At 68.6% G+C, this 21,326-nt stretch carries 22 protein-coding genes; 14 read left to right on the forward strand and 8 right to left on the reverse strand.

Features of this window, described 5'->3' with window-relative positions:
• Positions 1-354: 354 nt before the first annotated feature.
• Positions 355-1,542: a lytic transglycosylase domain-containing protein gene (locus ACFOSH_RS38565; protein WP_378245753.1), complete on the reverse strand. Its 1,188-nt coding sequence runs from the start codon at positions 1,540-1,542 to the stop codon at positions 355-357.
• 251 nt (positions 1,543-1,793) lie between these two features.
• On the opposite strand from ACFOSH_RS38565, the gene ACFOSH_RS38570 reads away from it, so the two are divergent.
• The 3 genes from ACFOSH_RS38570 (at position 1,794) to ACFOSH_RS38580 (ending at position 6,127) form a co-directional block, all read left to right on the forward strand.
• A complete protein-coding gene (locus ACFOSH_RS38570) occupies positions 1,794-2,357 on the forward strand; it encodes an ArsR/SmtB family transcription factor (RefSeq protein ID WP_378245755.1) in 564 nt (187 codons plus the stop codon).
• 114 nt (positions 2,358-2,471) lie between these two features.
• A complete protein-coding gene (locus tag ACFOSH_RS38575) occupies positions 2,472-4,793 on the forward strand; it encodes a penicillin acylase family protein (protein WP_378245757.1) in 2,322 nt (773 codons plus the stop codon).
• Positions 4,790-6,127 carry an alpha/beta hydrolase family protein gene (locus ACFOSH_RS38580; RefSeq protein ID WP_378245759.1) on the forward strand — a complete coding sequence of 446 codons (1,338 nt, stop codon included), beginning with the start codon at positions 4,790-4,792 and terminating at the stop codon, positions 6,125-6,127. Before ACFOSH_RS38575 ends, ACFOSH_RS38580 begins: the two co-directional genes overlap by 4 nt.
• Before the next feature lie 108 nt (positions 6,128-6,235).
• Here ACFOSH_RS38580 and ACFOSH_RS38585 read toward each other — a convergent pair whose 3' ends face one another.
• Entirely contained in the window at positions 6,236-7,036 is an 801-nt protein-coding gene (locus tag ACFOSH_RS38585; protein ID WP_378245761.1) for a carbon-nitrogen hydrolase family protein, read from the reverse strand.
• 103 nt (positions 7,037-7,139) lie between these two features.
• On the opposite strand from ACFOSH_RS38585, the gene ACFOSH_RS38590 reads away from it, so the two are divergent.
• Positions 7,140-7,799, forward strand: coding sequence for a GntR family transcriptional regulator (locus ACFOSH_RS38590; RefSeq protein ID WP_378245763.1), 660 nt, complete (start codon positions 7,140-7,142; stop codon positions 7,797-7,799).
• Here ACFOSH_RS38590 and ACFOSH_RS38595 read toward each other — a convergent pair.
• On the reverse strand, positions 7,787-8,944 hold the full coding sequence (locus ACFOSH_RS38595) for an agmatine deiminase family protein (RefSeq protein ID WP_378245765.1): 1,158 nt from the start codon (positions 8,942-8,944) through the stop codon (positions 7,787-7,789). The two genes, ACFOSH_RS38590 and ACFOSH_RS38595, sit on opposite strands and share 13 nt — an antisense overlap.
• A gap of 86 nt (positions 8,945-9,030) precedes the next feature.
• Here ACFOSH_RS38595 and ACFOSH_RS38600 point away from each other — a divergent pair, with 86 nt between their 5' ends.
• Together ACFOSH_RS38600 and ACFOSH_RS38605 are read left to right on the forward strand one after the other, a co-directional pair.
• The gene (locus ACFOSH_RS38600) at positions 9,031-9,597 is read left to right on the forward strand and encodes a TetR/AcrR family transcriptional regulator (RefSeq protein WP_378245767.1); all 567 of its coding nucleotides are present in this window, start codon (positions 9,031-9,033) and stop codon (positions 9,595-9,597) included.
• Positions 9,598-9,909: a sporulation protein gene (locus ACFOSH_RS38605; protein ID WP_378245769.1), complete on the forward strand. Its 312-nt coding sequence runs from the start codon at positions 9,598-9,600 to the stop codon at positions 9,907-9,909.
• On the opposite strand, the gene ACFOSH_RS38610 is transcribed toward ACFOSH_RS38605, so the two are convergent.
• Complete coding sequence (locus ACFOSH_RS38610) at positions 9,872-10,558, reverse strand: TetR/AcrR family transcriptional regulator (RefSeq protein WP_378245771.1); 687 nt, start codon at positions 10,556-10,558, stop codon at positions 9,872-9,874. The two genes, ACFOSH_RS38605 and ACFOSH_RS38610, sit on opposite strands and share 38 nt — an antisense overlap.
• 61 nt (positions 10,559-10,619) lie before the next feature.
• Between ACFOSH_RS38610 and ligD the strand changes: the two genes are divergently transcribed.
• Positions 10,620-11,558, forward strand: coding sequence for a non-homologous end-joining DNA ligase (gene ligD, locus ACFOSH_RS38615; protein ID WP_378245773.1), 939 nt, complete (start codon positions 10,620-10,622; stop codon positions 11,556-11,558).
• 40 nt (positions 11,559-11,598) lie between these two features.
• On the opposite strand, the gene ACFOSH_RS38620 is transcribed toward ligD, so the two are convergent.
• From ACFOSH_RS38620 to ACFOSH_RS38630, 3 genes are all read right to left on the reverse strand, one after another.
• Positions 11,599-13,983: an ATP-binding cassette domain-containing protein gene (locus ACFOSH_RS38620; RefSeq protein ID WP_378245794.1), complete on the reverse strand. Its 2,385-nt coding sequence runs from the start codon at positions 13,981-13,983 to the stop codon at positions 11,599-11,601.
• Between the two features lie 233 nt (positions 13,984-14,216).
• Positions 14,217-14,732: an RBBP9/YdeN family alpha/beta hydrolase gene (locus ACFOSH_RS38625; protein ID WP_378245774.1), complete on the reverse strand. Its 516-nt coding sequence runs from the start codon at positions 14,730-14,732 to the stop codon at positions 14,217-14,219.
• A gap of 12 nt (positions 14,733-14,744) precedes the next feature.
• Positions 14,745-15,248 (reverse strand): Lrp/AsnC family transcriptional regulator, encoded by a 504-nt coding sequence (locus ACFOSH_RS38630; RefSeq protein ID WP_378245776.1) that lies wholly within the window; start codon positions 15,246-15,248, stop codon positions 14,745-14,747.
• Between the two features lie 93 nt (positions 15,249-15,341).
• On the opposite strand from ACFOSH_RS38630, the gene ACFOSH_RS38635 reads away from it, so the two are divergent.
• The 7 genes from ACFOSH_RS38635 to pspAB all read left to right on the forward strand — a co-directional run bounded on the left by ACFOSH_RS38635 (position 15,342) and on the right by pspAB (position 20,812).
• On the forward strand, positions 15,342-16,526 hold the full coding sequence (locus ACFOSH_RS38635; RefSeq protein ID WP_378245778.1) for an MFS transporter: 1,185 nt from the start codon (positions 15,342-15,344) through the stop codon (positions 16,524-16,526).
• A gap of 152 nt (positions 16,527-16,678) precedes the next feature.
• Entirely contained in the window at positions 16,679-16,867 is a 189-nt protein-coding gene (locus ACFOSH_RS38640; protein WP_378245780.1) for a hypothetical protein, read from the forward strand.
• 45 nt (positions 16,868-16,912) lie between these two features.
• Positions 16,913-18,055: a type III PLP-dependent enzyme gene (locus ACFOSH_RS38645; protein ID WP_378245782.1), complete on the forward strand. Its 1,143-nt coding sequence runs from the start codon at positions 16,913-16,915 to the stop codon at positions 18,053-18,055.
• The gene (speD, locus tag ACFOSH_RS38650; protein WP_378245784.1) at positions 18,045-18,416 is read left to right on the forward strand and encodes an adenosylmethionine decarboxylase; all 372 of its coding nucleotides are present in this window, start codon (positions 18,045-18,047) and stop codon (positions 18,414-18,416) included. The genes ACFOSH_RS38645 and speD overlap by 11 nt, the downstream gene beginning before the upstream one ends.
• Positions 18,416-19,276 (forward strand): spermidine synthase, encoded by an 861-nt coding sequence (locus ACFOSH_RS38655; RefSeq protein WP_378245786.1) that lies wholly within the window; start codon positions 18,416-18,418, stop codon positions 19,274-19,276. Before speD ends, ACFOSH_RS38655 begins: the two co-directional genes overlap by 1 nt.
• Positions 19,277-19,523: 247 nt before the next feature.
• Positions 19,524-20,105, forward strand: coding sequence for a GAF and ANTAR domain-containing protein (locus tag ACFOSH_RS38660; RefSeq protein ID WP_378245788.1), 582 nt, complete (start codon positions 19,524-19,526; stop codon positions 20,103-20,105).
• Positions 20,106-20,254: 149 nt separating this feature from the next.
• Positions 20,255-20,812: a PspA-associated protein PspAB gene (gene pspAB, locus ACFOSH_RS38665; protein ID WP_378245790.1), complete on the forward strand. Its 558-nt coding sequence runs from the start codon at positions 20,255-20,257 to the stop codon at positions 20,810-20,812.
• A 16-nt stretch (positions 20,813-20,828) separates the two neighbouring features.
• On the opposite strand, the gene ACFOSH_RS38670 is transcribed toward pspAB, so the two are convergent.
• A complete protein-coding gene (locus tag ACFOSH_RS38670) occupies positions 20,829-21,104 on the reverse strand; it encodes a hypothetical protein (protein WP_378245792.1) in 276 nt (91 codons plus the stop codon).
• Positions 21,105-21,326 lie beyond the last annotated feature (222 nt).

Raw genomic sequence — 21,326 nt, forward strand, 5'->3', positions numbered from 1 at the left:
GACACACCGGATGCGACGACCGGTGATCCACCACACCCACCCACCAAACACATGATCAACAAACACCATCAAGACCATCCAACAAACACGCCGGTGGATCCAAGGTGAGTGTCCCCAATGCCACATCGGGGGCATCTGGGGTTCGGTGGACTCGACGTCATGTCCTGAAGGGCCCCTTCAGGACGTTGAACGTCTTAAAGGGGCCCTTCAGGACATCGGAACCCAGCGGGCCGGGACGCGAAGGGAACCTTCCCCGCATGCAATGCGCCGAAAGCCCCCTTCGCCCAACCGACAAGACACCTTTGCCTTTTGGCCCAATAGTCGTAGCCACTGACAAGGTTTACGGGGCAGCGGTCAGGGCTTGGTCGAGGTGGAGCTGGTCGGGGTCGTCTCGCCGGTGTTCCCCGCAGGGGTCGAGGACGGCGGCGCCGAAGACGTGCTGGACGGCGGAGGCGTCGAGGACGGGGGAGTGCTCGAAGGCGGCGTCGACGAGGGAGGGGTCGACGGCGGTGGTGTGCTCGTCGGCTTCGAGGGCGAGCTGCTGCTCGGAGGGGTGCTGCTGCTCGGCGGGAACGACGTGCCGGGCAACGGGGTCGGCGGCGGCGTGGTCGTACCGGGCGCGGGAGTGCCGGGCAGCGTCGGGACCGGGAGCTGGCCGCCGGGCGTGTCGGCGGCGACGTTCGAGGAGTCGGGCGCGCCGACCGGGACCTGGCTGTCCGGGAACGTCGCGACACCGCCGCGGTAGGAGACCGCCCAGCGGATCACGGTGTCCACATAGGACAGCGAGTGGTTGTACCGGTACACGGCCACGCGCTGGGTCTGCTCGGACGTCAGGTCGACGCCGCCGGAGCAGAGGTAGCGGCCCGAGCCCAGCGTCGCGTCGTAGATGTTGTTCGGGTTCGACTCGCCGTCGCCGTTGCCGTCGGAGGCGTAGCCCTTCCACGTGGACGGGATGAACTGCGTCGGGCCGACGGCGCGGTCCCACACGGTGTCGCCGTCGTACTTGCCGCCGTCGGTGTCCGGGATCGCGGCGAACGGGCCGGCTCCGTTGAGCTGCGGGCCGAGGATCGGTTCGAGGGTGTTGCCCTTCGCGTCGACATATCCGCCGCGTGCGTGGTTCGACTCGATCCGGCCGATACTGGCGATCAGCGCCCAGTCGATGTGACAGCCAGGCAGTTCCTTCGCGAGGATGTCGGCCGCGTTCTTGTACGCCTTCATCATGCTCGCCGGGATGCCGAGCGCGCCCGAGGGGGCGAACGAGCCACCGGAGTTGCCGGTGCCGCCGGGGACGGTCAGCGGGTCCGGATTGGGTGGCTCGGGGAGGCTGCCGTCGACGGCGATCTCCGGGACCGTGCCTACCGGTGGCTGCCAGGCCGCCGCCTGGTTCTGCGGTACGGACGGCTTCGGTGCCGCGATGGGCGCATCGGGACCCGCCGACGCGGTGACCGCGGGCAGGACGGCGAGCGCGCCACCGGCGAGCGCGAAGGCCGTCCGGTGCCGGGCGGACAACCTGTCCGTCTGTCGAGGGCGGTGCTTCGGCATGTTTTCTCCCCGCAAGGTCGACTCCGGGCAAAACTATCCGATACAACCGAATTCGGGGGAGGACGCAACGAAAAATCCGCGAACCTGTCGAGTTTTCGTCCGCCCGGCACAAGACCTTCGTAGCGAAGTTGTCAATTTCACGCTGAGTTCACCGAAACGCCAGCACAATCCTCCGGCACTTCGGGAACGCGGTCCGGATCACGTGCAAAGAGTTCTTTGCACAATCTCCTTTGCACGGCTACCTTGGTGACATGACCGGTCCGCCGTCACCCGAAGAGATCACCGATCCCGCCGTGTTGAAGGCGATGATGCATCCGCTGCGCAGGCGGATCATGGAGTCGCTGGGCAGGGAACCCGCGACGGCGACGAAGCTGGCCAAGGAACTGGGGGAGAGTTCGGGCGCGACCAGCTATCACCTGCGAGAACTGGCGAAGTACGACTTCGTCGACGAGGCGCCGGAACTCGCGCACGGCAAGGAACGCTGGTGGCGCGCCCGGCATCGAGACATCCGCTGGCCACGGCACAGCGAGCAGAGCGAAGAGATGCGCGCGGTGTTCGGCGAGGCCCATCGTGCCGCGTTCACCGAGGACCTGGAGCAGATGGCGCGCTTCCTGCGGCGTCGCGACGAACTGGGCGAATGGGGAGACGCGCTGGTGTTCTCGCGCGGCGCCGTGCACGTGAACCTCGAGGAACTCAAGCAGTTCTGGGAGGAGTACCTGGACCTGCTGCGCCGCTACTGGCGGCCGGAACCCGGCCCGGACGCGCGGAAGGTGTTCGTGCGCTGGACGGCGTTCCCGGATCCGGACGGAGAGTGAAGGAGGGGACCTGAAAAAGCACGGTGGGAGAGCGGCCACTCGACCACCGGATCGCGTCACCACGCCGGACGGCGTGTCTTCACGAACGGCAACTCCACACAAAGGGGGAGCAGCATGCTGCTCTGGAAGAGAATCGCGGCCATCGGCGCCTCGGCGAGCCTGCTCGCGGCGGGGACCGCGACGGCCGCGCAACCGCCGGAAGGGGCATCCAGTGCGGGTGCCACCATCCGCTACACCGAGTACGGCATCCCGCATATCGTCGCGAACGACTGGGTGAACCTGGGCTTCGGGCAGGGATACGCCGCGGCAAAGGACAACCTCTGCGCGATCGAGGACGTCGCTGTCACGACCCGTGCCGAGCGTTCCCGCTGGCTCGGCCCGGACGCGCCGCCGACGAGCGGGGTGAGCCAGGCGAGCACGAACCTCGCCAGTGACCTGTATTTCCAAGGCCTCAACGAAAGCGGCGTGGTCGAACGCCTCGCCGCGGAACCCGCGCCACGTGGACCGTATCGCGAGGTCCGCGAACTGATCCGCGGGTACGTCGAGGGCCTGAACAAGTACCTGCGCACCGGCGAGATCACCGACCCGGCGTGCCGGGGCGCCGGCTGGCTGAAGCCGATCACCGAACTCGACGTCTACCGGCACAGCCACGCGGTCGGGATGATCTTCGGGCAGGGCGGCGTCGCGGACTCGATCACCGCGTCCCTGCCGGGCGCGCCGCCCGCGGGGGCCGGCCATGAGCAGATGACCGGTCAGAGTGGGATCGGCAGCAACGCGATCGCGATCGGCTCGGCCGCCTCGGCGAACGGGCGAGGTGTCTCGCTGGCCAATCCGCATCTGCCGTGGCAGCTGAGCGGGACCAGGCTGTGGCAGTCGCAGCTGAGCCTGCCGGGCAAGCTGAACGTCAGCGGCGCCGGCATCCCCGGCATCCCGATGATGTGGCTGGGGCACAACGAAACCGCCGCCTGGAGCGGCACGGCCACCGACACCACCCGCACGTACACGCTGTTCGAACTGAAGCTCGTGCCCGGCTCGCCGACGACGTACCTGGTCGACGGGAAGCCCGAGCCGATGCGGCGCGGCGACGTGAGTGTCCTGTCGCGCAAGGCGGACGGCTCCCTGGAACGCGTCGTACGTTCACAGTGGACGACGAGGTACGGGCCGGTGACGACCCGGCTCGGGCAACGGGAACTGCCGTGGACGGCGTCGAGCGCCTTCGCGATCGCGGACGCCAACGCCGGGAACCTCGCGATGACGAACTCGATGTTCGAGATCGCCCGCGGCCGGACGGCGGGGGAGATGATCGGCGCGGTCCGCAGGACACAGGGACTGCCGTGGATGAACATCCTCGCCACCGACGATCGCGGGAAGGTGGAGTACAGCCAGATCCACGGAGTCCCGCACGTCACCGACGAGAAGGCGGCGCGCTGCAACACGCCGCTGGGCAAGGAACTGTTCGACGCCGACGGGATCGCGGTGCTCGACGGTTCCAGGACGGCCTGCGCGTGGGGCCGCGACCGTGACGCGCTGCGGCCCGGTGTCTTCGGCCCGACCAACCTGCCGACCCTGAGCAGGGACGACTATCTGGCGAACTCGAACGGCAGCTACTGGCTGTTCAATCCGGCCGCGCCGAAGACCGGCTTCCCTCGCATCGTGGGCCCGGTCCGGTACGAGCAGAACATGCGGACACGCGGGGGCTTCGCCGAGATCGGCGATCAGCTGAGGAAAGGCGGCTTCACCGGGCAGGCGATGCGAGACCTGATGTTCTCGCATCGGGACCACGCCGCCGAACTCGTCCGGGACGACGTCGTCGGGATGTGCCGCACGATGCCGGGAATGGACGCGGTGTGCGCGGCGCTGGCGAGCTGGGACGGGCGTTCCGACGCCGAGAGCCGGGGTGCGCTGCTGTTCGACCGGTTCTGGTCCACAGTGGACCGGATGGGGCCGGAGATGTGGAAGGTTCCTTTCGACGTCAAGGATCCGGTCAACACCCCGAACACCCTCGACACCGGGAACGCGGCGATCCGCAAGGCGCTTTCCGGCGCGGTCGCGGAGCTGAAAGCGGCGAACATCCCGCTCGGCGCGCCCTACGGTGACAATCACTACGTCGTCCGTGACGGCCGGAAGATCCCGCTGGGCGGCGGGACCGCCGGGCGTGGGGTCTACGACTCCCTTGGCGGGCCTTGGGATCCGGCCCGTGGGTACACCGAGATCGTGCACGGCGGGACGTACCTGCATGTCGTCGCGTTCACCGGCACCGGCTGCCCGGACACGACGACGCTGCTGACCTACTCCCAGTCCGCGAACCCGAAGTCCGCGCACCACAGCGACCAGACGGAGCTGTACTCGCGCAAGCGGTGGGTCACCGAACGGTACTGCGAGAAGGACATCCTCGCGTCGCCGTCGCTCGAGGTGGTCCGGGTGAGCAGGCGATGATCGCGGCACTGTTCGCGGCGGCGGTGGTGGCGGTGTCGTCGCCGGTGCCCGCCGCCGCCCCGGCGGGCGACGTCTCGTTCACCAGCCACGGCCTGACCTTGCACGGAACCGTGGTCGCGCCGGAAGGCGGCGGCCCGGTGCCGGGGATCGTCATGGTGCACGGCTCGGGCGAACACGACAGGGACGACTACCGCGCCGAGGCCGAAGCGTTCGCCAAGGCGGGGATCGCGACCCTGATCTACGACAAGCGGACCGAAGGCTATTCGCTGTTCGAGCGGGACTACTCGGTGCTGGCCGACGACGCGCTCGCCGCGGTCCAGGCGCTGCGCTCGCGTCCGGGGGTCGATCCGGCCCGCGTCGGGGTGTGGGGCCTGAGCGAAGGGGGCTGGGTCGCGCCGTTGGCGGCGTCGAAGTCGAAGGACGTCGCTTTCGCGGTCACCGTCGGGGCCAATGGGGTCTCACCCGACCGTCAGCAGTCGTGGGCTTTCGAGACCTACCTGCGGCACGGCGGGGTCACCGGCTCGATGGTGGACATGGTGGCGTCGACGAACATGCGGACCCTCGCGGGCGCCGGTGCGTTCCCGGAGGCCGGGTACGACCCGGTGCCGGTACTGGAGAAGCTGCGGCAGCCGGTGCTCGGGCTGTGGGGTGAGCTGGACCGGCTGACCCCACCCGGTGAGGCCGTCCGGATATTCCGGGAAACGCTGGAGCGGACAGGGAACCGGCAGTACACACTGAAGGTGTTCCCGCGGGCGCAGCACGGGCTTCGGCGGACCACGGACGGTTTCGACAAGCTCGACGGCTTCGCTCCCGGCTACCTCGACCTCGTCGGGACCTGGGTGAACGGCCTGAAGGACGGGCCGGTCCGGCCGTCCGCCGACCCGCCACCGGTGCAGGCGAGCGAGAGTGTCGCCCTGGCGCCGCTCGCCTGGTACGAGGCGCCGTGGCTGCAGATCGGCGTGTGGGCGCTGGCGTTGCTGGCGTTCGCGGCCTATCCGGTGACAGCGTTGTTCCGACGGCGCGAAGATGTGCCGCTCGCCCGGCCGGCACGCTGGCTGGCGTCGACAGGGTTGGCTGCTACGGCGGGATTCCTCGTCTACTACGTCGTGCTGACGACGGGTGCGGCGATGGCGCCGGGCCCGGTCCTTTTCGGACGGACGTTGCCGTGGTTGGCGTTGCAGCTGATCGCTGTCGGCGTCTTCGCCGCTGGGGTGGTCACGGCGGTTTGGTGGTGGCGCAGAAAGGAACAGGGCGGAGTCAGGGTCGGGCTGCTGCTGGCCGGAGCCGTGCTGTTCGTGCCGTGGGCCGTCCACTGGGGACTGCTGGTGCCGTGACGTAAGAGCCTGGGTGCCGGGCGGCCACCCGGCACCCAGGCGAACGGAAGCCGCGTCACCACGCCCGAGGGCGTGTCTTCACGAACGGACCTCCGGTTCAGAAGATACTCAGGACTTCGGGGTGACGGCGAACCGGCGCAGCCGCAGGGCCGGGTTCTTGGCGCGCACCTCGGAGATCCGCTCGGCGGAGACCTCGCCGGTCGCGGTGCCCGTACGCTCACCGAGCGAGGCCACGACGACACCCATCGGGTCGACGATCATGCTGTGCCCCGAGCCCGCCGGAGCCGCTTGTCCCGCCGCTAAGAGATAGATCGTGTTCTCGATCGCCCGCGCCCGGACCAGCGTGGTCCAGTGGTCCTCCTTGAGCGGGCCGGGCATCCATTCGGCGGGCAGCACCACCGCGTCGGCGCCCGCGTCGACCAGGCGGCGGGTGACCTCCGGGAACCGCAGGTCGTAGCAGGTCTGGAGGCCGAAGGTGATCCCGTCGACCTCGAACGTCTCCGGGGCTTCGATGTCGCCGGGCCGGACCAGCTCCGATTCGCGGAAACCGAAGGCGTCGTACAGGTGCAGCTTGCGGTAGAGCGCGGCGATGGCCCCGTCGGGACCGGCGGCGACGAGCGTGTTCGAGATCCGCTCGCCGCCGGGGAGCGCTTCGTTGATGCCCGCGACGACGGTGATCTGGCGGTCCTTCGCGAGACCGCGCAGTTCCGTGACGAACGGTCCGTCGAGTTCTTCCGCCGAGGTCACGAATTCCCGGCTCATCGTCGGTACGGTGAACAGCGAGTACTCGGGGAGCACGACCACCCGCGCACCGCGCTCGGCCGCCTCGCCGACGAGAGAGGCGACGCGGGCGAGGTTGGCCTCTTTGTCGTTGCCGGGCGCGAACTGCGCCACCGCGACGTGCACCATGGGACCCCTTCCAATCAGTGGAAGTCTTGTATACATGATGGATACTTGGCTGGTCCAGGTGTAGGCTCAGTCGCGGAAAGTAACGGCATAGAGGGGGAACGAGATGACTGTGACCGCCGAAGGGGGCGGCCCGGCGCGCGAGCGGGTCTACACGTGGCTGCGCGACGGAATCATCTCAGGTGAGCTGGAAGGCGGCCGTTTCCTCGACGAAATGTGGGTCTCCGGTGTCGTCGGGGTCTCCAGGACGCCGGTGCGCGAGGCGTTCCACCGGCTGGCCGCCGAGCGGTTCATCAGTCTCTTGCCTCGCAAGGGCGCCCAGGTGCGCACGGTCACCGCCAGGGAATTGGAAGAGGTCTACCAGAGCAGGCGGCTGATCGAAGGCCACGCCATCGCGACGCTCTGCGCGAACCGGGCAGGCGCTCCCGCCGAAATGACGGAACTCATCGAAGCGATGGTGCGCGCCGGTGCCGAAAGCGACTGGTTCGCCGTTTCGGGCCTGGACCGGCGCTTCCATCGCGCGATCGTGAACGCCGCGGGCAACACCGTCCTGACCGAGCTGTACGACACGCTCCGTTCGCGGCAGCAGCGGGTCACGGTCCGCGCGCTGGAAGCGCGCCCGGAAAGGCTGACGGTGATCAACGACGAACACCGGGAGCTGGTCGCCGCGCTGGACGACCATGACGCGAAAGAGGCCTCACGGTTGCTGGAGCAGCATTTGCGCCCGGTGTCCGAAGTGATGTCGGTGCTGCCTCAGGAAGGCTGACCCGGCTGGTCGTGCGTCGAGCAGTGGATCCCGCCGCCGCCCGAGGCGATGGTCGAGATCTTCACCGGCACGATCTCGCGGCCGGAGAACTGCTCGCGCAGGGTCTGCTGCGCGCGCTCGTCCGCCTCCGCGTCGCCGAACTTCGGCACGAAGACCGACTTGTTCGCGACGTAGAAGTTGGCGTACGAGATCACACTGTCGTCGCCGTAGCCTTCGACCTTGTCCGGATCCGGCTGGACGAGGTCGATCACCTTGAAGGGTTTGCCGTCGGCGTCGGTGGCGCTCGCGAGCACCGACCTCGCCTGATCGGCCGCGCGGGACCACGAGTCCGGCGGGGTGCCGGGCGCGGCCTTGTCCAGGAGCACGACGCCGGGCGCGGTGAACCGGGCCAGGCAGTCGACGTGGGCGTCGGTGATGTCCTCGCCGCGCACACCCGCGAACCAGATGACCTTCCGGACGCCGAGCACCTTCTTCAGCTCGTCTTCGATCTCCTGGCGGCTCTTGCCCTTGTTGCGGTTGTCGTTGACCAGTGAGCTTTCGGTGACCATCAGCGTGCCGGCGCCGTCGGTCTCGAACGAACCGCCCTCGGCGGTGATCCAGGTTTCGGTGCGGGCCAGGCCGTACTTGCCCAGGACGGACCGCGCGACGGCGTTGTCCTTGTCGTGCGGCTTCTGCTTGTTGCCCCAGCCGTTGAAGTTGAAGTCGACGCCCGCGACCTTGCCCGCCTCTTCGACGAACACCGGCACGGTGTCACGCGCCCACAGGTCGTCGACCGGGATCGGGACGACCTCGACGGTGTCGCCGCACGCCTGCTGAGCGGTTTCGGCGTGCTCGGGCCGGGCGAGGAGCACCACCGGTTCGTACCCGGCGATCGCCTTGGCCAGGCCGGCGATCTCCTCGCGGACGGCGGGCAGATCCTCCGCCCAGATGGACTTCGACGCCGGCCAGGACAGATACGTCCGTGCGTGGCTTTCCCATTCGGCGCCCAGCCTGCGAACTCCCGCCGCGGCGGGCTCCGGCGAACCGGCCGCCGGCGCGGCGGGATTTCCTCCCGGATCGGAACACGCCGCGCTCCCGACGGCGACGGCGCCGACCGCGGTCAGGGCACGCAGGATCGTGCGACGGGGAAGGGACGAATCGAACACTGTGCACTCCTTGGCTGAACCGATGACGACACGATAGCATCCTGACTGAAAATTCAGTCAGGATCAGACCGCTAGGGTGAGCACTCGTGTTCGAACGTCAGCAGAAGATCTTGGAAGCGGCCGTGCGGGTGATCGCACGCAGTGGTGTACGGGGCCTGCGGGTCGAGAAGATCGCGGCCGAGGCCGGGATCTCGACATCGCTGATCTACTACCACTTCACCAACCGCACCGGGCTGCTCCGGAAGACACTGGAATTCGTCAGCGATCGCGCCGCGGCGTACACCGAAGAGGCCTCCGCCGATGCGGCGGATCCCCGCGCCGAGCTGGAACTGATGCTGTTCGGGGAGTTCCAGGAAACCCAGGCGGTGCGGGAGAACAGCACCGTCTGGGGCGAGTTGCGGGCCAGCGCCGTCTTCACCCCCGAACTGAGGGAACCGCTGGCAGCGGCGACCCGGATCTGGGTGGACGAGGTCGCCGACGTGATCCGGAGTGTCGACAGCGCCGGAGTCGAGGCGGAGGACGCCGCGGAACGGCTCACCAGCCTGGTCGAAGGACTCAGCGAGCGGTGGCTTTCTGGTTCGATGGACCTGGACCGGGCGCGGGGCCTCCTGCGGGGCGCGATCGCGTTGGAACTGGACAGGCTGGGGGCCTGAATGGGACTCGAAAAGATCGTCGGCGTCATGCGGGACAACCTGACCGTCAGGCGCGTCTACGGCGAGCCCGTCGAGAAGGACGGCGTCGTGGTGATCCCGGCCGCGAGCGTCATCGGCGGCGGAGGCGGCGGGCACGGCACCGAACAGGGCAAGGAAGGTGAGGGCGGCGGCTTCATGCTCGCCGCGCGGCCTGTCGGCGCGTACGTGCTCAAGGGCGGCGACGTGCGCTGGGTGCCCGCGATGGACCTGACCTTCCTGGGCGTGGTCTTCGCCATCACGGTCGCGTCGATCCACAAGGCGCGGCGCCGGTGATCCCGGTGAGGATCAGGTCGATCCCGGTGAGGAACTGCTCCCGGTCGTCGTGCCCCCGCACCTGGCCGGCGATGGCCCGCAGGAACGGGTGATCGCCGGGATCGAGTTCTTCCCACGCGTTCGCGGCGGCGTCGAGGAGGTCGGCGCGGTCCACGCCTCGCGCGAGCACGCGGGCGTTCGCGGCGTTCTGGCCCGCCGCACCGAAAACGTAGTGCACCAGCGCTGACGTCGCGGTGAACCAAGTGGACTCGGGGACGCCCAGCACGCTGACCCGTTGCCCGATGCTTTCGAAGATCCGCGGCGTCACCGAGCTCCACGGACTGCGGGAGAGCTGGACGGCGAGTTGCGGGGGAAGCCACGGATGCCGCTCGACCGCGTCGAAGAGGCCGAGCGCGATGGCTCGGATCTCGTCCTGGGGCGTCCCCGTGACCTCGACGGCCAGGGCGCCGCCGATGACGGACGCGGTCGCGGCGTCGAGCAGTTCGCCCTTGTTCGCCACATGCCAGTAGATCGCGCCGGGGCCGGTGGAGAGGCGTTCGGTCAGCGTCCGGAAGGTCAGCCCGCTCTCGCCGTCCGCGTCGAGCAGTTCGACGGCGGCCTCGACGATGCGCTCGCGCGTCAGGGCGTCCGCGCGGGTCCGTTGTGCCATGCCGCCATCCTGACAGGATCGATCGGACGCGGGCCGGTCACTTTCGGGCTAGTTTCCGTGTATGGCGAAAAGCGCGGCGGTGGAGATCGAGGTCGGCGACCGGACGGTGCGCGTCTCCAGCCCGGATCGGGTCTACTTCCCGGCGCGGGGTGAGACGAAACTCGATCTCGTCCGGTACTACCTCGCCGTCGGCGACGGGATCGTGCGGGCGCTGCGGGAGCGGCCGTGCATGCTGCACCGGTTCCCGTCCGGGGTCGCGGGGGAGAAGGTCCACCAGAAACGGGTCCCGAACGGCGCCCCGGACTGGCTTCAGACCGTCCGCGTCGACTTCCCCTCCGGCAGGCACGCCCACGAACTGTGCGTCACGCATCCCGCCGACGTGATCTGGGCGGTGCAGATGTCGACCGTCGAGTTCCACCCCTGGAACTCCCGCCGCGCCGACACCGAACGCCCCGACGAATGGCGGATCGACCTCGACCCGATGCCCGACTGCCCGTTCTCCACCGTGCGGAAGGTCGCCCACACCGTCCACGAGATCCTGGACGAACTCGGCATCGTCGGCTGGCCGAAGACCTCCGGCGGCGCCGGTCTGCACGTCTACGTCCGGATCGAGCCACGATGGGGTTTCCAGGAGGTCCGCCGGGCGGCGCTCGCCTTCGCCCGCGAGGTCGAGCGCCGGATGCCCGACGAGGTCACCACCACCTGGTGGCGCAAGGACCGCGACCCCTCGAAGCTGTTCGTGGACTACAACCAGAACGCTCGCGACCACACGATCGCGAGCGCCTACTCGGTGCGCGGAGTACCCGAAGCCGTCGTCTCGACGCCGATCAGATGGGACGAGCTCGACGACGTCGAGCCCCGTGAATGCACCATCGCCACCGTGCCCGCGCGGTTCGCCGAACTCGGCGACCTGCACGCGGGCATCGACGACACGGCCTACTCGCTCGACGCCCTGCTGGAGTGGGCGGACCGGGACGGTCTCGATGCCGAGGGCGAGTGACGCCCCGCATTCAGAGGACTAGATGCGGGGCGTCAAGGCGTCACTTGCCGACGTAGGCCGCCAGGTGCTCGCCGGTCAGCGTCGAACCGGTCGCGACGAGATCGGAAGGCGTGCCCTCGAAGACGACCTTGCCGCCGTCGTGACCGGCGCCGGGGCCGAGGTCGATGATCCAGTCGGCGTGCGCCATGACCGCCTGGTGGTGCTCGATCACGATCACGGACTTGCCCGCGTCGACGAGCCGGTCCAGCAGGCCGAGCAGGTTCTCGACGTCGGCGAGGTGCAGACCGGTGGTCGGCTCGTCGAGGACGTAGACGCCGCCCTTGTCGCCCATGTGCGTCGCTAGTTTCAGCCGCTGCCGTTCACCGCCGGAGAGGGTGGTGAGCGGCTGGCCGAGGCTGAGGTAGCCGAGGCCGACGTCGTTGAGCCTGCCGAGGATCGCGGCCGCGGCGGGGATGCGCCCCTCACCCTCGGAGAAGAACTCCACCGCTTCGGACACCGGCATCGCGAGTGCCTCGCTGATGTTCTTGCCGCCGAAGGTGTACTCCAGCACCGAGGCCTGGAACCGTTTGCCGTCGCACTCTTCGCAGGTGGTCGACGTACCCGCCATGATGCCGAGGTCGGTGTAGATGACGCCCGCGCCGTTGCAGTTCGGGCAGGCGCCCTCGGAGTTGGCGCTGAACAGCGCGGGCTTCACGCCGTTGGCCTTGGCGAAGGCCTTGCGGATCGGTTCGAGCAGGCCGGTGTAGGTGGCGGGGTTGCTCCGCCGCGAGCCGCGGATGGGCGTCTGGTCGACCGAGACCACGCCTTCCGCGGCGGGGATCGAGCCGTGGATCAGCGAGCTCTTGCCGGAGCCGGCGACGCCGGTGACGACGCAGAGGACGCCGAGGGGGACGTCGACGTTCACCTTCCGGAGGTTGTGGCGGTCCGCGCCTCGGATCTCCAGTTTGCCGGTCGGCTTGCGGACGCTGTCCTTGAGCGACGCCCGGTCGTCGAGGTGCCTGCCGGTGCTGGTGTCGCTCGTGCGCAGGCCTTCGACGGTGCCCTCGAAGCAGATCGTCCCGCCTGCGGTGCCCGCGCCGGGGCCGAGGTCGACGACGTGGTCGGCAATTGCGATCGTCTCCGGCTTGTGCTCCACGACCAGTACCGTGTTGCCCTTGTCGCGCAACTGCTGGAGCAGGTTGTTCATCCGCTGGATGTCGTGCGGGTGCAGGCCGATGGTGGGCTCGTCGAAGACGTAGGTGACGTCGGTGAGCGAAGAGCCGAGGTGCCGGATCATCTTCGTGCGCTGCGCCTCACCACCCGAAAGCGTGCCGGACGGCCGGTCCAGGGAGAGGTAGCCGAGGCCGATGTCCACGAAGGAGTCGAGCGTGTGCAGCAGCTTCTCCAGCAGCGGCGCCACCGACGGCTCCTTGAGCCCGCGGACCCAGTCAGCGAGGTCGCTGATCTGCATCGAGCACGCGTCGGCGATGTTGACCCGCTTGATCTTCGAAGACCGCGCGAGCTCGCTGAGGCGGCTGCCGTCGCATTCGGGGCAGACGGTGAACGTGACCGCCCGGTCCACGAAAGCGCGGATGTGCGGCTGCATCGCCTCCCTGTCCTTGGACAGGAACGACTTCTGGATCGTGGGGAGCAGCCCCGAGTAGGTCAGGTTGATGCCGTCGATCTTGAGCTTGACCGGCTCCTTGTAGAGCAGGTCGTCCAGCTGCCGCTTGGTGTACTTCTTGATCGGCTTGTCGGGGTCGAAGAAGCCGCAGCCGCGGAGGATGCGGCCGAACCAGCCCTCCATGGAGAACCCGGGGACCGACAGCGCGCCCTCGTTGAGGGATTTGGTGTCGTCGTACAGCGCGGTGAGGTCGATGTCGTTGACCTTGCCCCGGCCTTCGCAGCGGGAGCACATCCCGCCGGTGACGCTGAACTCGCGGCGTTCCTTCGTGGTCCGCCCGGCCTTCTCCGTGGTCACGGCGCCCGCGCCGGAGATCGAGGCGACATTGAAGGAGAAGGCCTGCGGCGAACCGATGTGCGGCTTGCCGATGCGGCTGAAGAGGATGCGCAGCATCGCGTGGGCGTCGGTGGCGGTGCCGACCGTTGAGCGGGGGTCTGCGCCCATCCGCTGCTGGTCGACGATGATCGCGGTGGTCAGGCCGTCGAGCACGTCGACCTCGGGCCGGGCCAGTGTCGGCATGAAGCCCTGCACGAAGGTGCTGTACGTCTCGTTGATCAACCGCTGCGACTCGGCCGCGATCGTGTCGAAGACCAGCGAGCTCTTGCCCGACCCGGAAACGCCGGTGAACACCGTCAGCCGGCGCTTCGGCAGCTCTACGGCGACGTTCTTGAGGTTGTTCTCGTTCGCACCCAGGACGCGGATCAGGTCATGGCTGTCGGCGGGGTGTTCCTCGGGCGGCTGCGGCCTGGTGGTCTTGCGCATCATGTCTCCATCCTGATGTGGGCCGCGTGTACGGTCCGTCAGCCTCACCGGGCTCGATCTAACCAGCTTCGAGCCGCTCGTCCTCTTCGTTCGTGCGGTACGTCCGCGACGATGATCACGCTAGGTGAATCCGGGCCGCCGTGGCTTCTCGATTCCTGACCGGTGACGACCTCGGTCGTGAGTGGCAAGTGTCGTTCTAACCTCACTTACCACTCACGACCACCTGCACCGCCCTAGAGCAGGGGAGCGAGCAGCTTCTCGCCTTCGGGCCAGGGCCCGTGGGCTCCGGTGAGGTGCCCGACGGGGCCGGCGTCGATCAGCCGCGCGCCCCAGCTTTCGCTGAAGGAGCGGGCGCGGGCCGGGGTCATCCACCGGTCGGTGCTGCTCGCGGCCACGACCGCGGGGAAGGGAAGGGTGAGGCGGGGGATCGGCGCGAATCCGGCCAGCGCCTCTTCCCGGTTCTCCTCGACATCGGAGGGGGTCACGAACAGCGCGCCGCGCACGGGCCGGTCTCCACCGCCGGCGAGCCAGTGCAGCACGGTCAGGCAGCCGAGGCTGTGCGCGACGAGGACGGGCGGTTCGGCGGTCTCCGCGAGTGCCTCGTCCAGTCTGGCGACCCAGTCTTCGCGGACGGGCTCGTCCCAATCGTCCTGCTCGAAGCGTTTCGAACCCGGGTATCGGTCACACCACACGGATTGCCAGTCCCCGGGTTCGGGACCGAACCACCCGTCGACGAAGAGCAAACTCATGGAGACCAGTATTCAGACGCTCCAGCCCTCGCTCTTGGTGGCCTTCAGGTAGTCCTCGACCGGCGGCCCGACCGGCCTGCCCTCGTACTGGGTCGACAGCACCACCGACGACCTGATCTCGCCGTGTTTGCCCAGCCGTTCGAAGAGGCCTTCGAGATGTTCGAGCGACACGGCCCGCACCTTCAGCATGGTGCAGCGGTCGCCGCTGAGCCGGTGCAGTTCGACCACCTCGGGGTAGTCCTCGGACTTGCTGGTGCGCAGCAGACAGCTGCCGAGCGAGCACCGCATCTCGACGAACGCCTGCAGGCCGTACCCGGCGCGACGCGCGTCGACCTGGGCGCGGTAGCCGGTGATGACGCCCGCCTCCTCCAGCCGCCGGACCCGTTCGGCGACCGCCGGGGCGGAGAGGTTCACCCGGCGGCCCAGCTCCTTGAACGAGAGTCGTCCGTCGTTCTGGAGCGTTTCGACGAGCCTCCAGTCGAGGTCGTCCAGCGCTCTTTCCGATCGTAAGGTCATCGAGCCCGGATTCCTTTCATGATGCGCCTCGCACCCCCGCGAGGCCTTCGTCAGCCTATTCGCCGGGGCGCCGGAAAACCCTAGGTTTGAATCATGAAACCGATGTTCGCGCTCTTCACGGGCGTCGCCTGCCTCAGTACCGCGGTCGTCGGCCTGTCCACCACGGCGGCGTTGATCGTGGTCGAGCACGCCGGCCCCGCGTGGAGCGGGCTGCCGAACGCCGTGCTGGTACTCGGCTCGGCCGTGGGTTCGCTGTCGTCGGGAACGCTGGCCGCCCGCTACGGCAGGCGGCTCGTCCTGGTCCTGATGTACGGCGCGGCGGTGGTGGGCGCGGTGATCTCGTTCGCCGGGGTGCTCGGCGATTCCGTGCTCGCGCTGGTGGCGGGGATGCCCTTGATCGGCTTCGGCAACAGCGGGGCACAGCTCTCGCGGTACACGGCGGCCGACTTGGCGCCCGAGCATCGCAAGGGTTTCGCACTGTCCACAATGGTCTGGGCGGGGACCGTCGGCGCGGTCGCGGGACCCGCGCTGATCGCGCCCGCCGCGGCGCTGGCGGAAGCCGCCGAACTGCCCGCCCTGTCCGGTCCGATCGCGGCGGGGGCGATCGTGGTGGCCATCGCCGTGATCGCCGTCGCAGCCCTGCCGCGGGGCCTCGCCGCCCCGGCGGAGAGGGCACCGAGGAGTGAGCGGATGTCCGTGCGGAACCCGGTGATCCTCGGGCCGCTGGTGGCGATGGTCGGCGCGCAGCTGGCCATGGTGGCGGTGATGACGATGACCCCGGTCCAGCTGCACGAGCACGGTCAGGGGCTCGACGTCGTCGGCTGGGTGCTGAGCGCCCATCTGATCGGGATGTTCGCGCTGGCGCCGTTGTCCGGCTGGATCACCGACCGCTGGGGCGGCCGCGCGACCATCTTCGGCGGGATCGGCACGCTCACCGTCGCGGCGGTCACCGCGATCGGCGCCCCCGATTCGCATCACGTGGGAATCCCGCTCGCGATGTTCCTGCTGGGCTACGGCTGGAACCTGGTGTTCGTCGGCGGCAGCGGCATGCTCAGCCGCGATCTCCCGCCCGCTCAGCGCGGGAGAGCGCAGGGCACTGTCGACGCTTTCGTGTGGGGGACTTCCGCGGTGGCGAGCCTGCTCGCCGGGCAGTTGTTCGGCCTGGGTGGCTACGTTCTGGTCGCCGTCGCGGGCGGTTTGTGCGCCCTCGTCCCGCTCGCGGTGATCGGCCGTCGGGTGGGCGTGCCGGAGTCCGGTGAAAAAGCCGGGCTCCGCTGATCTGCGAAATCCGGGTCCTGCCGTCATACTGCTTCACTCCGACACGAACGAACCGACACGAACGAACCCGTGATGACGCAGATCACGTCGGTGACCGATTCGGAGGGTCTTAGGGTGAAAGCAGACAAGGTGCGGGAGATCGGGGGTGCACGATGAGCGAGTTCGCGGTGAATCTGCGGGACCGGGTACGGCAGGCCAGGGAAGACGTCCTGATCGCCAGGCGTGACTCGGACGACGATCGCGCCTCGGCCGTCGGCGCCGATCTGGCCAACCTGGAGCGACTGGCCGCCGAGCACGGGGTGGACCTGCCTGAGCAGGCCTCGGACGACGCCCGGGCGTGACCCCGGGTTCCGTACCGGTGATCGGCCTTTGACACCCTGGGGCGTGTGACCGAAAGCCTGAACCGGATCCGTGCTTTCTTGGCGGACCGTGAGCCGCCGACCCCTTGCCTGGTCGTGGACACCGACCTGGTGGCGGAGCGGGCGGCCGCGGTGTCGGCGGCGTTCCCGGACGCGCTGATCAGGTACGCGGTCAAGGCGAATCCCGCTCCCGAGGTGCTCGACGCGGTGCTGTCGGCGGGAGCGGGGTTCGACGTGGCCGGCACGGCCGAGATCGCGCTGTGCCTGTCCCGTGGCGCGCGGGCGGCGGAGCTGGCCTACGGCAACACGATCAAGAAACCCGAGGACGTCGCGTTCGCGTATGCGCGCGGGGTCCGTGAGTTCACCACGGATTCCGCCGGTGATCTGGCGAACCTGGCCGAGCACGCGCCCGGTTCGCTGGTCTCGGTCCGTTTGCTGACCGGCGGCCCGGACTCGGTGACGCCGTTCGGCCACAAGTTCGGCTGCGAACCGGCGGTGGCCGCCACGCTGCTGCGCCAGGCCGTGGAAGCCGGGCTGCGGCCCGGAATCGCCTTCCACGTCGGTTCGCAGCAGCCGGACCCGGCGGCCTGGGAGATCGGGATCGCGACCGCGGCCAAGGTCGCCGCCGGCGCGGGCGTCGGCCTGGAGCGGCTCAACATCGGTGGTGGGTTCGCCACCGAGCACCGTGAATCCGTGCCGTCACTGCCGGATTACGCGGCGGTGATCCACGCCGCCCTCGAAGAGCACCTGCCGGGACCGGAGCTGCTGCTGGAGCCCGGCCGCGTGATCGTCGCCGACGCCGGGCTCATCCGGACCGAAGTCGTCCTGGTGACTACTCGCGCCGCCGCAGACGAACGCCGCTGGGTCTATCTCGACGTCGGCAGATACAACGGGATGGCGGAGTGCGAGAACGAAGCTGTCGCGTATCGGCTGGAGGCCGTCGGCGTCAAAGGTCCGGAAGGGCCGGTGGTCCTCGCGGGGCCGACCTGCGATGGTGACGACGTGTTGTACCAGCGGACGCCGTGCGCGCTGCCGATGTCGTTGCGGGCGGGCGACCGGCTGGACATCCCGGGCACCGGGGCCTACACCGCCAGCTATTCGTCCGTCGCTTTCAACGGGATCGAGCCGTTGCGCACCTATTGTGTGGGGAGGTTCGCCGATGCCGGGTGAAGAACCACTCGTCGGCCGGTTCGCCGGCCGCCACGTACTCGCGGAGTTCGAGGGGATCGAGCCGTCGCTGCTCGACGACGCCGAGCTCCTGAAGAAGACTCTCGCCGACGCGGTGACCGAGGCGGGGGCGACAATTTGCGAAGTCGTGTCGCATTCCTTCGCCCCGCAAGGGGTCACCGTGCTCGCGCTGCTGGCCGAATCGCACGCGTCGGTGCACACCTATCCGGAAATCGGTTCAGTGTTCGTGGACGTGTTCACCTGCGGGGACCGGGCCGATCCGGAACAGGCGGTCGCGCTGCTGGCGAAGATGCTGGGCGCCGGCACCGTCCGGATGTCCACTGTGAGACGAGGAGAGAACTGATGGCGCCACGAGTGATCGTCGAGCCGATGGGCACGGGGCTCACCCGGAACTGGGCCGTCGAGGAGGTCCTCTTCGAGGGACGTACCGCGTTCCAGAACGTCCTCATCGGACGGACCGAGCAGGGGATCTCCCTGTTCTGTGACGACGAACGGCAGAGCACCGAGCTGAGCCAGCTCGTCTACCACGAAGCGCTGATGCTCCCGTCGCTACTGCTCGCTGAACGCGTCGAGCGGGTGCTGATCATCGGCTCCAGCGAAGGGGTCGCCTCCGAGCTCGCGGTCGCCGCGGGCGCCGAGGTGGTCGATCACGTCGACATCGACGCCGAAGCTGTGCGGGTCTGCGCCGAGTACCTTCCCTACGGCTACACGCTCGACGACCTGGCCCGCGCCGAGCGCGGTGAAGGGAAGGTCCGGGTCCATTATCGCGACGGCTGGGAGTTCCTCGCCGAGGCGCGGGAACGCGGGGACTCCTACGACGTGGTCGTGATCGACCTGCCGGACGAGAACGACGATCCGGCGGCACAGCACAACCGGCTGTACGGTGCGGACTTCCTCGCCCGGTGCACGGCTCTGCTCTCCGAAGGGGGAGTCGTCGGCTGTCAGGCGGGTTGTCCGACGCTGTGGCGCAACCAGACGCTGATCGCGTCTTGGCGCCGGTTCACCGAGTCGTTCGGAACCGTGCTCTACTACGGTTCGGACGAGCACGAGTGGGCTTTCCTGAGCGGAAGGGCCGATGTGCTCGACGATCCCGGAGCCGTCGTCGCGAACAGGATCGGCAAGGCGGGGATCGGCGAGTCCACTATGGACGAAGGCGCACTGCGGGCGAATACCATGCCACCGATTTCGTTGCGGCGGCAGTGAAGATCTCCGCGATCGTCATCCCGTCGGGATAACGGCCCGTGACCGATCTTGCGCAGGATCCACCATCTGGCCGTTGCCGGGTGCCTTGGTGCGGGCCAGAATCGCTCTGGTGAACAGCTGGCGCGAGGAGATCGCCGCAGAGGTGGACAGGGAAACCGCGGTCTGTGCGGCATTCGCGAGTTTGACCGCGAGTGTGACGGAGGACCTGGGGCCGGATCGGGTCGTGGACACGTTGTCCAGCGAATGCGTGCGGCTGCTGCCGATCGATTCGATGGAAGTCTTCCTGCCTGGGTTGAAACTTGAACGCCATCCCGCTGTGGTCGAGGAAGGACCGGCGCTCGAGTCGTTCGAAACCGGGAGCGACGTCGTCGTCCGCGACCTTTCCGCCGAGGTCCGGCGCTGGCCCGGTTACGTCGCCAGAGTGGTCGGACAAGGCTACCTCGCGGTTTCCGCGCTTCCGTTGCGCGCCATGGATGAGACCGTCGGTTCGATAGCCTTCCTCAGTGCCGAAACCGTGGTTTTGAGCGCCGAAGACCGCCGCCTGGGTCAGGCACTCGCCGACGTCGCGACCCTGTGTCTCCTGCAGCAGCGGGAATTGCACCACTACCGACTGCTTTCGGAGCAGTTGCAGACGGCTCTCGACAGCAGGGTCGTCATCGAGCAGGCGAAGGGCATGCTCGCCGCGCGTGCCGCCATCGACGTCACCACTGCTTTTCATCGCCTGCGGGCCTTTGCCCGCAGTTCGAACAGAAAGCTGACGGAGGTCGCGCACGAGGTCGTGGAAGGCACGCTGGACAGCGAAAGACTGCTTCGGCCCCGGAGCCGGTGACGACTGCCGGATGAAGACCGGCGATTGCCGGTAGGGCCGTTGGTCACCGGAACCGGGGACTTGTCGCGGAGAACGCGCGACCGTGCGGCTCTAGGGTATGAGAGCGTAATCGGAAAGGCTTCACGCAGAGGGAAAGGATGCGTGAGGTCATGGCGCTGCTGGGAAGCCTGCTGGGGAAGAGTCGTTCGGTACGGTCGAGCCTGCTTCCGTTGCTGGAGCTGAGGTCGGCGGTAGTGACGCTGCGGTCCGGGTACGGGCTGGCGCCGACAGGGTCGGGGACGGTCTGCTTCGTCGCCGAAGGTCGTCCGGGCGCGGGGACGGAGGCGGAGATCATCGCCGGTCTCGCCGGGGATTCCGCACGCCGCAACGTGGTCACCCATGACGCGCACGGGCGGACGATCGTGCGCTGCTGGCGGGAGAACGGGGATCTGGGCTGGCTCCTCGACGACCTTGTCGATGTCAACGAGAGGCTGGCTCAAACCGGTTTCGCGTCCTGGTTGCTCCACACGACGGTCGACTTCGCCGAGTCGCGGGATATGCGCCATCCGAGGCTGACCATGGTCTACCGCCGGGAGCGCGGCTCCTTCTATCCCTACGCCCCACGCGGAACCCGCGGCCGGGACCGGGCGACAGAGTTGAAGATCCGCTCGTCGCTGACCCGGACCGTGCCGATGGAGGCCGACATCGGCCGGTGGCGCCCGGTGTGACGGGTGCGGTGTCCGGTCAGCCGGGCACGCCGCTGAGCCAGCCACGCAGTCGCTGGACGCGCCGATCCCGCGTGGTCCAGCGTGGAAGGCGATAGCGGCGGCGTCGCGGGGCGGTGGGGGCCGCGTCGCCGAGTTCCCGAACGGCGGTCAGGACACCGTCGAGCGGCGAGGCGTCCGCCGAGGGTTCCGCCGTGGCTCTGGGCAGCTTCTCGACTTCGGCGGATACCGGTGTCAGGGCGGCGCCGACCTGCGAGCCGGGGCGGCGGCGGGTCTCGCGGATCCTCGTGGTCACGTCCCGGTCATCCTTTCCCACGCGACGGTTCCGGTGGTGCGTCACCTTCGACGATGCGGTATCGAGGACCGTTCCGGTCACCGCCGAAGGTTGTGCCATCGAGAGCACAAAGACCCCTCTAGATGATTGATTCCGTGAAGATCACGTGAAGGAGGCCGGTGTGATGGCCGGGAGGAGGGTGTCCAAGATCAAACCGTGACGAAAGAACTGAACACCCTCCTG

The organism is Amycolatopsis speibonae, assembly GCF_042647925.1.
GTDB classification, from domain to species: Bacteria; Actinomycetota; Actinomycetes; order Mycobacteriales; family Pseudonocardiaceae; genus Amycolatopsis; species Amycolatopsis speibonae.

Bases quoted from the DNA above. Each gene is read 5' to 3' on its own strand.
- ACFOSH_RS38655 (WP_378245786.1), top strand. From the start codon at position 18,416: ATGGCGCCACGAGTGATCGTCGAGCCGATGGGCACGGGGCTCACCCGG.
- ACFOSH_RS38610 (WP_378245771.1), bottom strand. From the start codon at position 10,558: ATGGCACAACGGACCCGCGCGGACGCCCTGACGCGCGAGCGCATCGTC.
- pspAB (WP_378245790.1), top strand. From the start codon at position 20,255: ATGGCGCTGCTGGGAAGCCTGCTGGGGAAGAGTCGTTCGGTACGGTCG.
- ACFOSH_RS38625 (WP_378245774.1), bottom strand. From the start codon at position 14,732: ATGAGTTTGCTCTTCGTCGACGGGTGGTTCGGTCCCGAACCCGGGGAC.
- ACFOSH_RS38605 (WP_378245769.1), top strand. From the start codon at position 9,598: ATGGGACTCGAAAAGATCGTCGGCGTCATGCGGGACAACCTGACCGTC.
- ACFOSH_RS38565 (WP_378245753.1), bottom strand. From the start codon at position 1,542: ATGCCGAAGCACCGCCCTCGACAGACGGACAGGTTGTCCGCCCGGCAC.
- ACFOSH_RS38640 (WP_378245780.1), top strand. From the start codon at position 16,679: ATGAGCGAGTTCGCGGTGAATCTGCGGGACCGGGTACGGCAGGCCAGG.
- ACFOSH_RS38575 (WP_378245757.1), top strand. From the start codon at position 2,472: ATGCTGCTCTGGAAGAGAATCGCGGCCATCGGCGCCTCGGCGAGCCTG.
- ligD (WP_378245773.1), top strand. From the start codon at position 10,620: ATGGCGAAAAGCGCGGCGGTGGAGATCGAGGTCGGCGACCGGACGGTG.
- ACFOSH_RS38585 (WP_378245761.1), bottom strand. From the start codon at position 7,036: ATGGTGCACGTCGCGGTGGCGCAGTTCGCGCCCGGCAACGACAAAGAG.
- ACFOSH_RS38580 (WP_378245759.1), top strand. From the start codon at position 4,790: ATGATCGCGGCACTGTTCGCGGCGGCGGTGGTGGCGGTGTCGTCGCCG.
- ACFOSH_RS38620 (WP_378245794.1), bottom strand. From the start codon at position 13,983: ATGCGCAAGACCACCAGGCCGCAGCCGCCCGAGGAACACCCCGCCGAC.
- ACFOSH_RS38570 (WP_378245755.1), top strand. From the start codon at position 1,794: ATGACCGGTCCGCCGTCACCCGAAGAGATCACCGATCCCGCCGTGTTG.
- ACFOSH_RS38630 (WP_378245776.1), bottom strand. From the start codon at position 15,248: ATGACCTTACGATCGGAAAGAGCGCTGGACGACCTCGACTGGAGGCTC.
- speD (WP_378245784.1), top strand. From the start codon at position 18,045: ATGCCGGGTGAAGAACCACTCGTCGGCCGGTTCGCCGGCCGCCACGTA.
- ACFOSH_RS38635 (WP_378245778.1), top strand. From the start codon at position 15,342: ATGAAACCGATGTTCGCGCTCTTCACGGGCGTCGCCTGCCTCAGTACC.
- ACFOSH_RS38590 (WP_378245763.1), top strand. From the start codon at position 7,140: ATGACTGTGACCGCCGAAGGGGGCGGCCCGGCGCGCGAGCGGGTCTAC.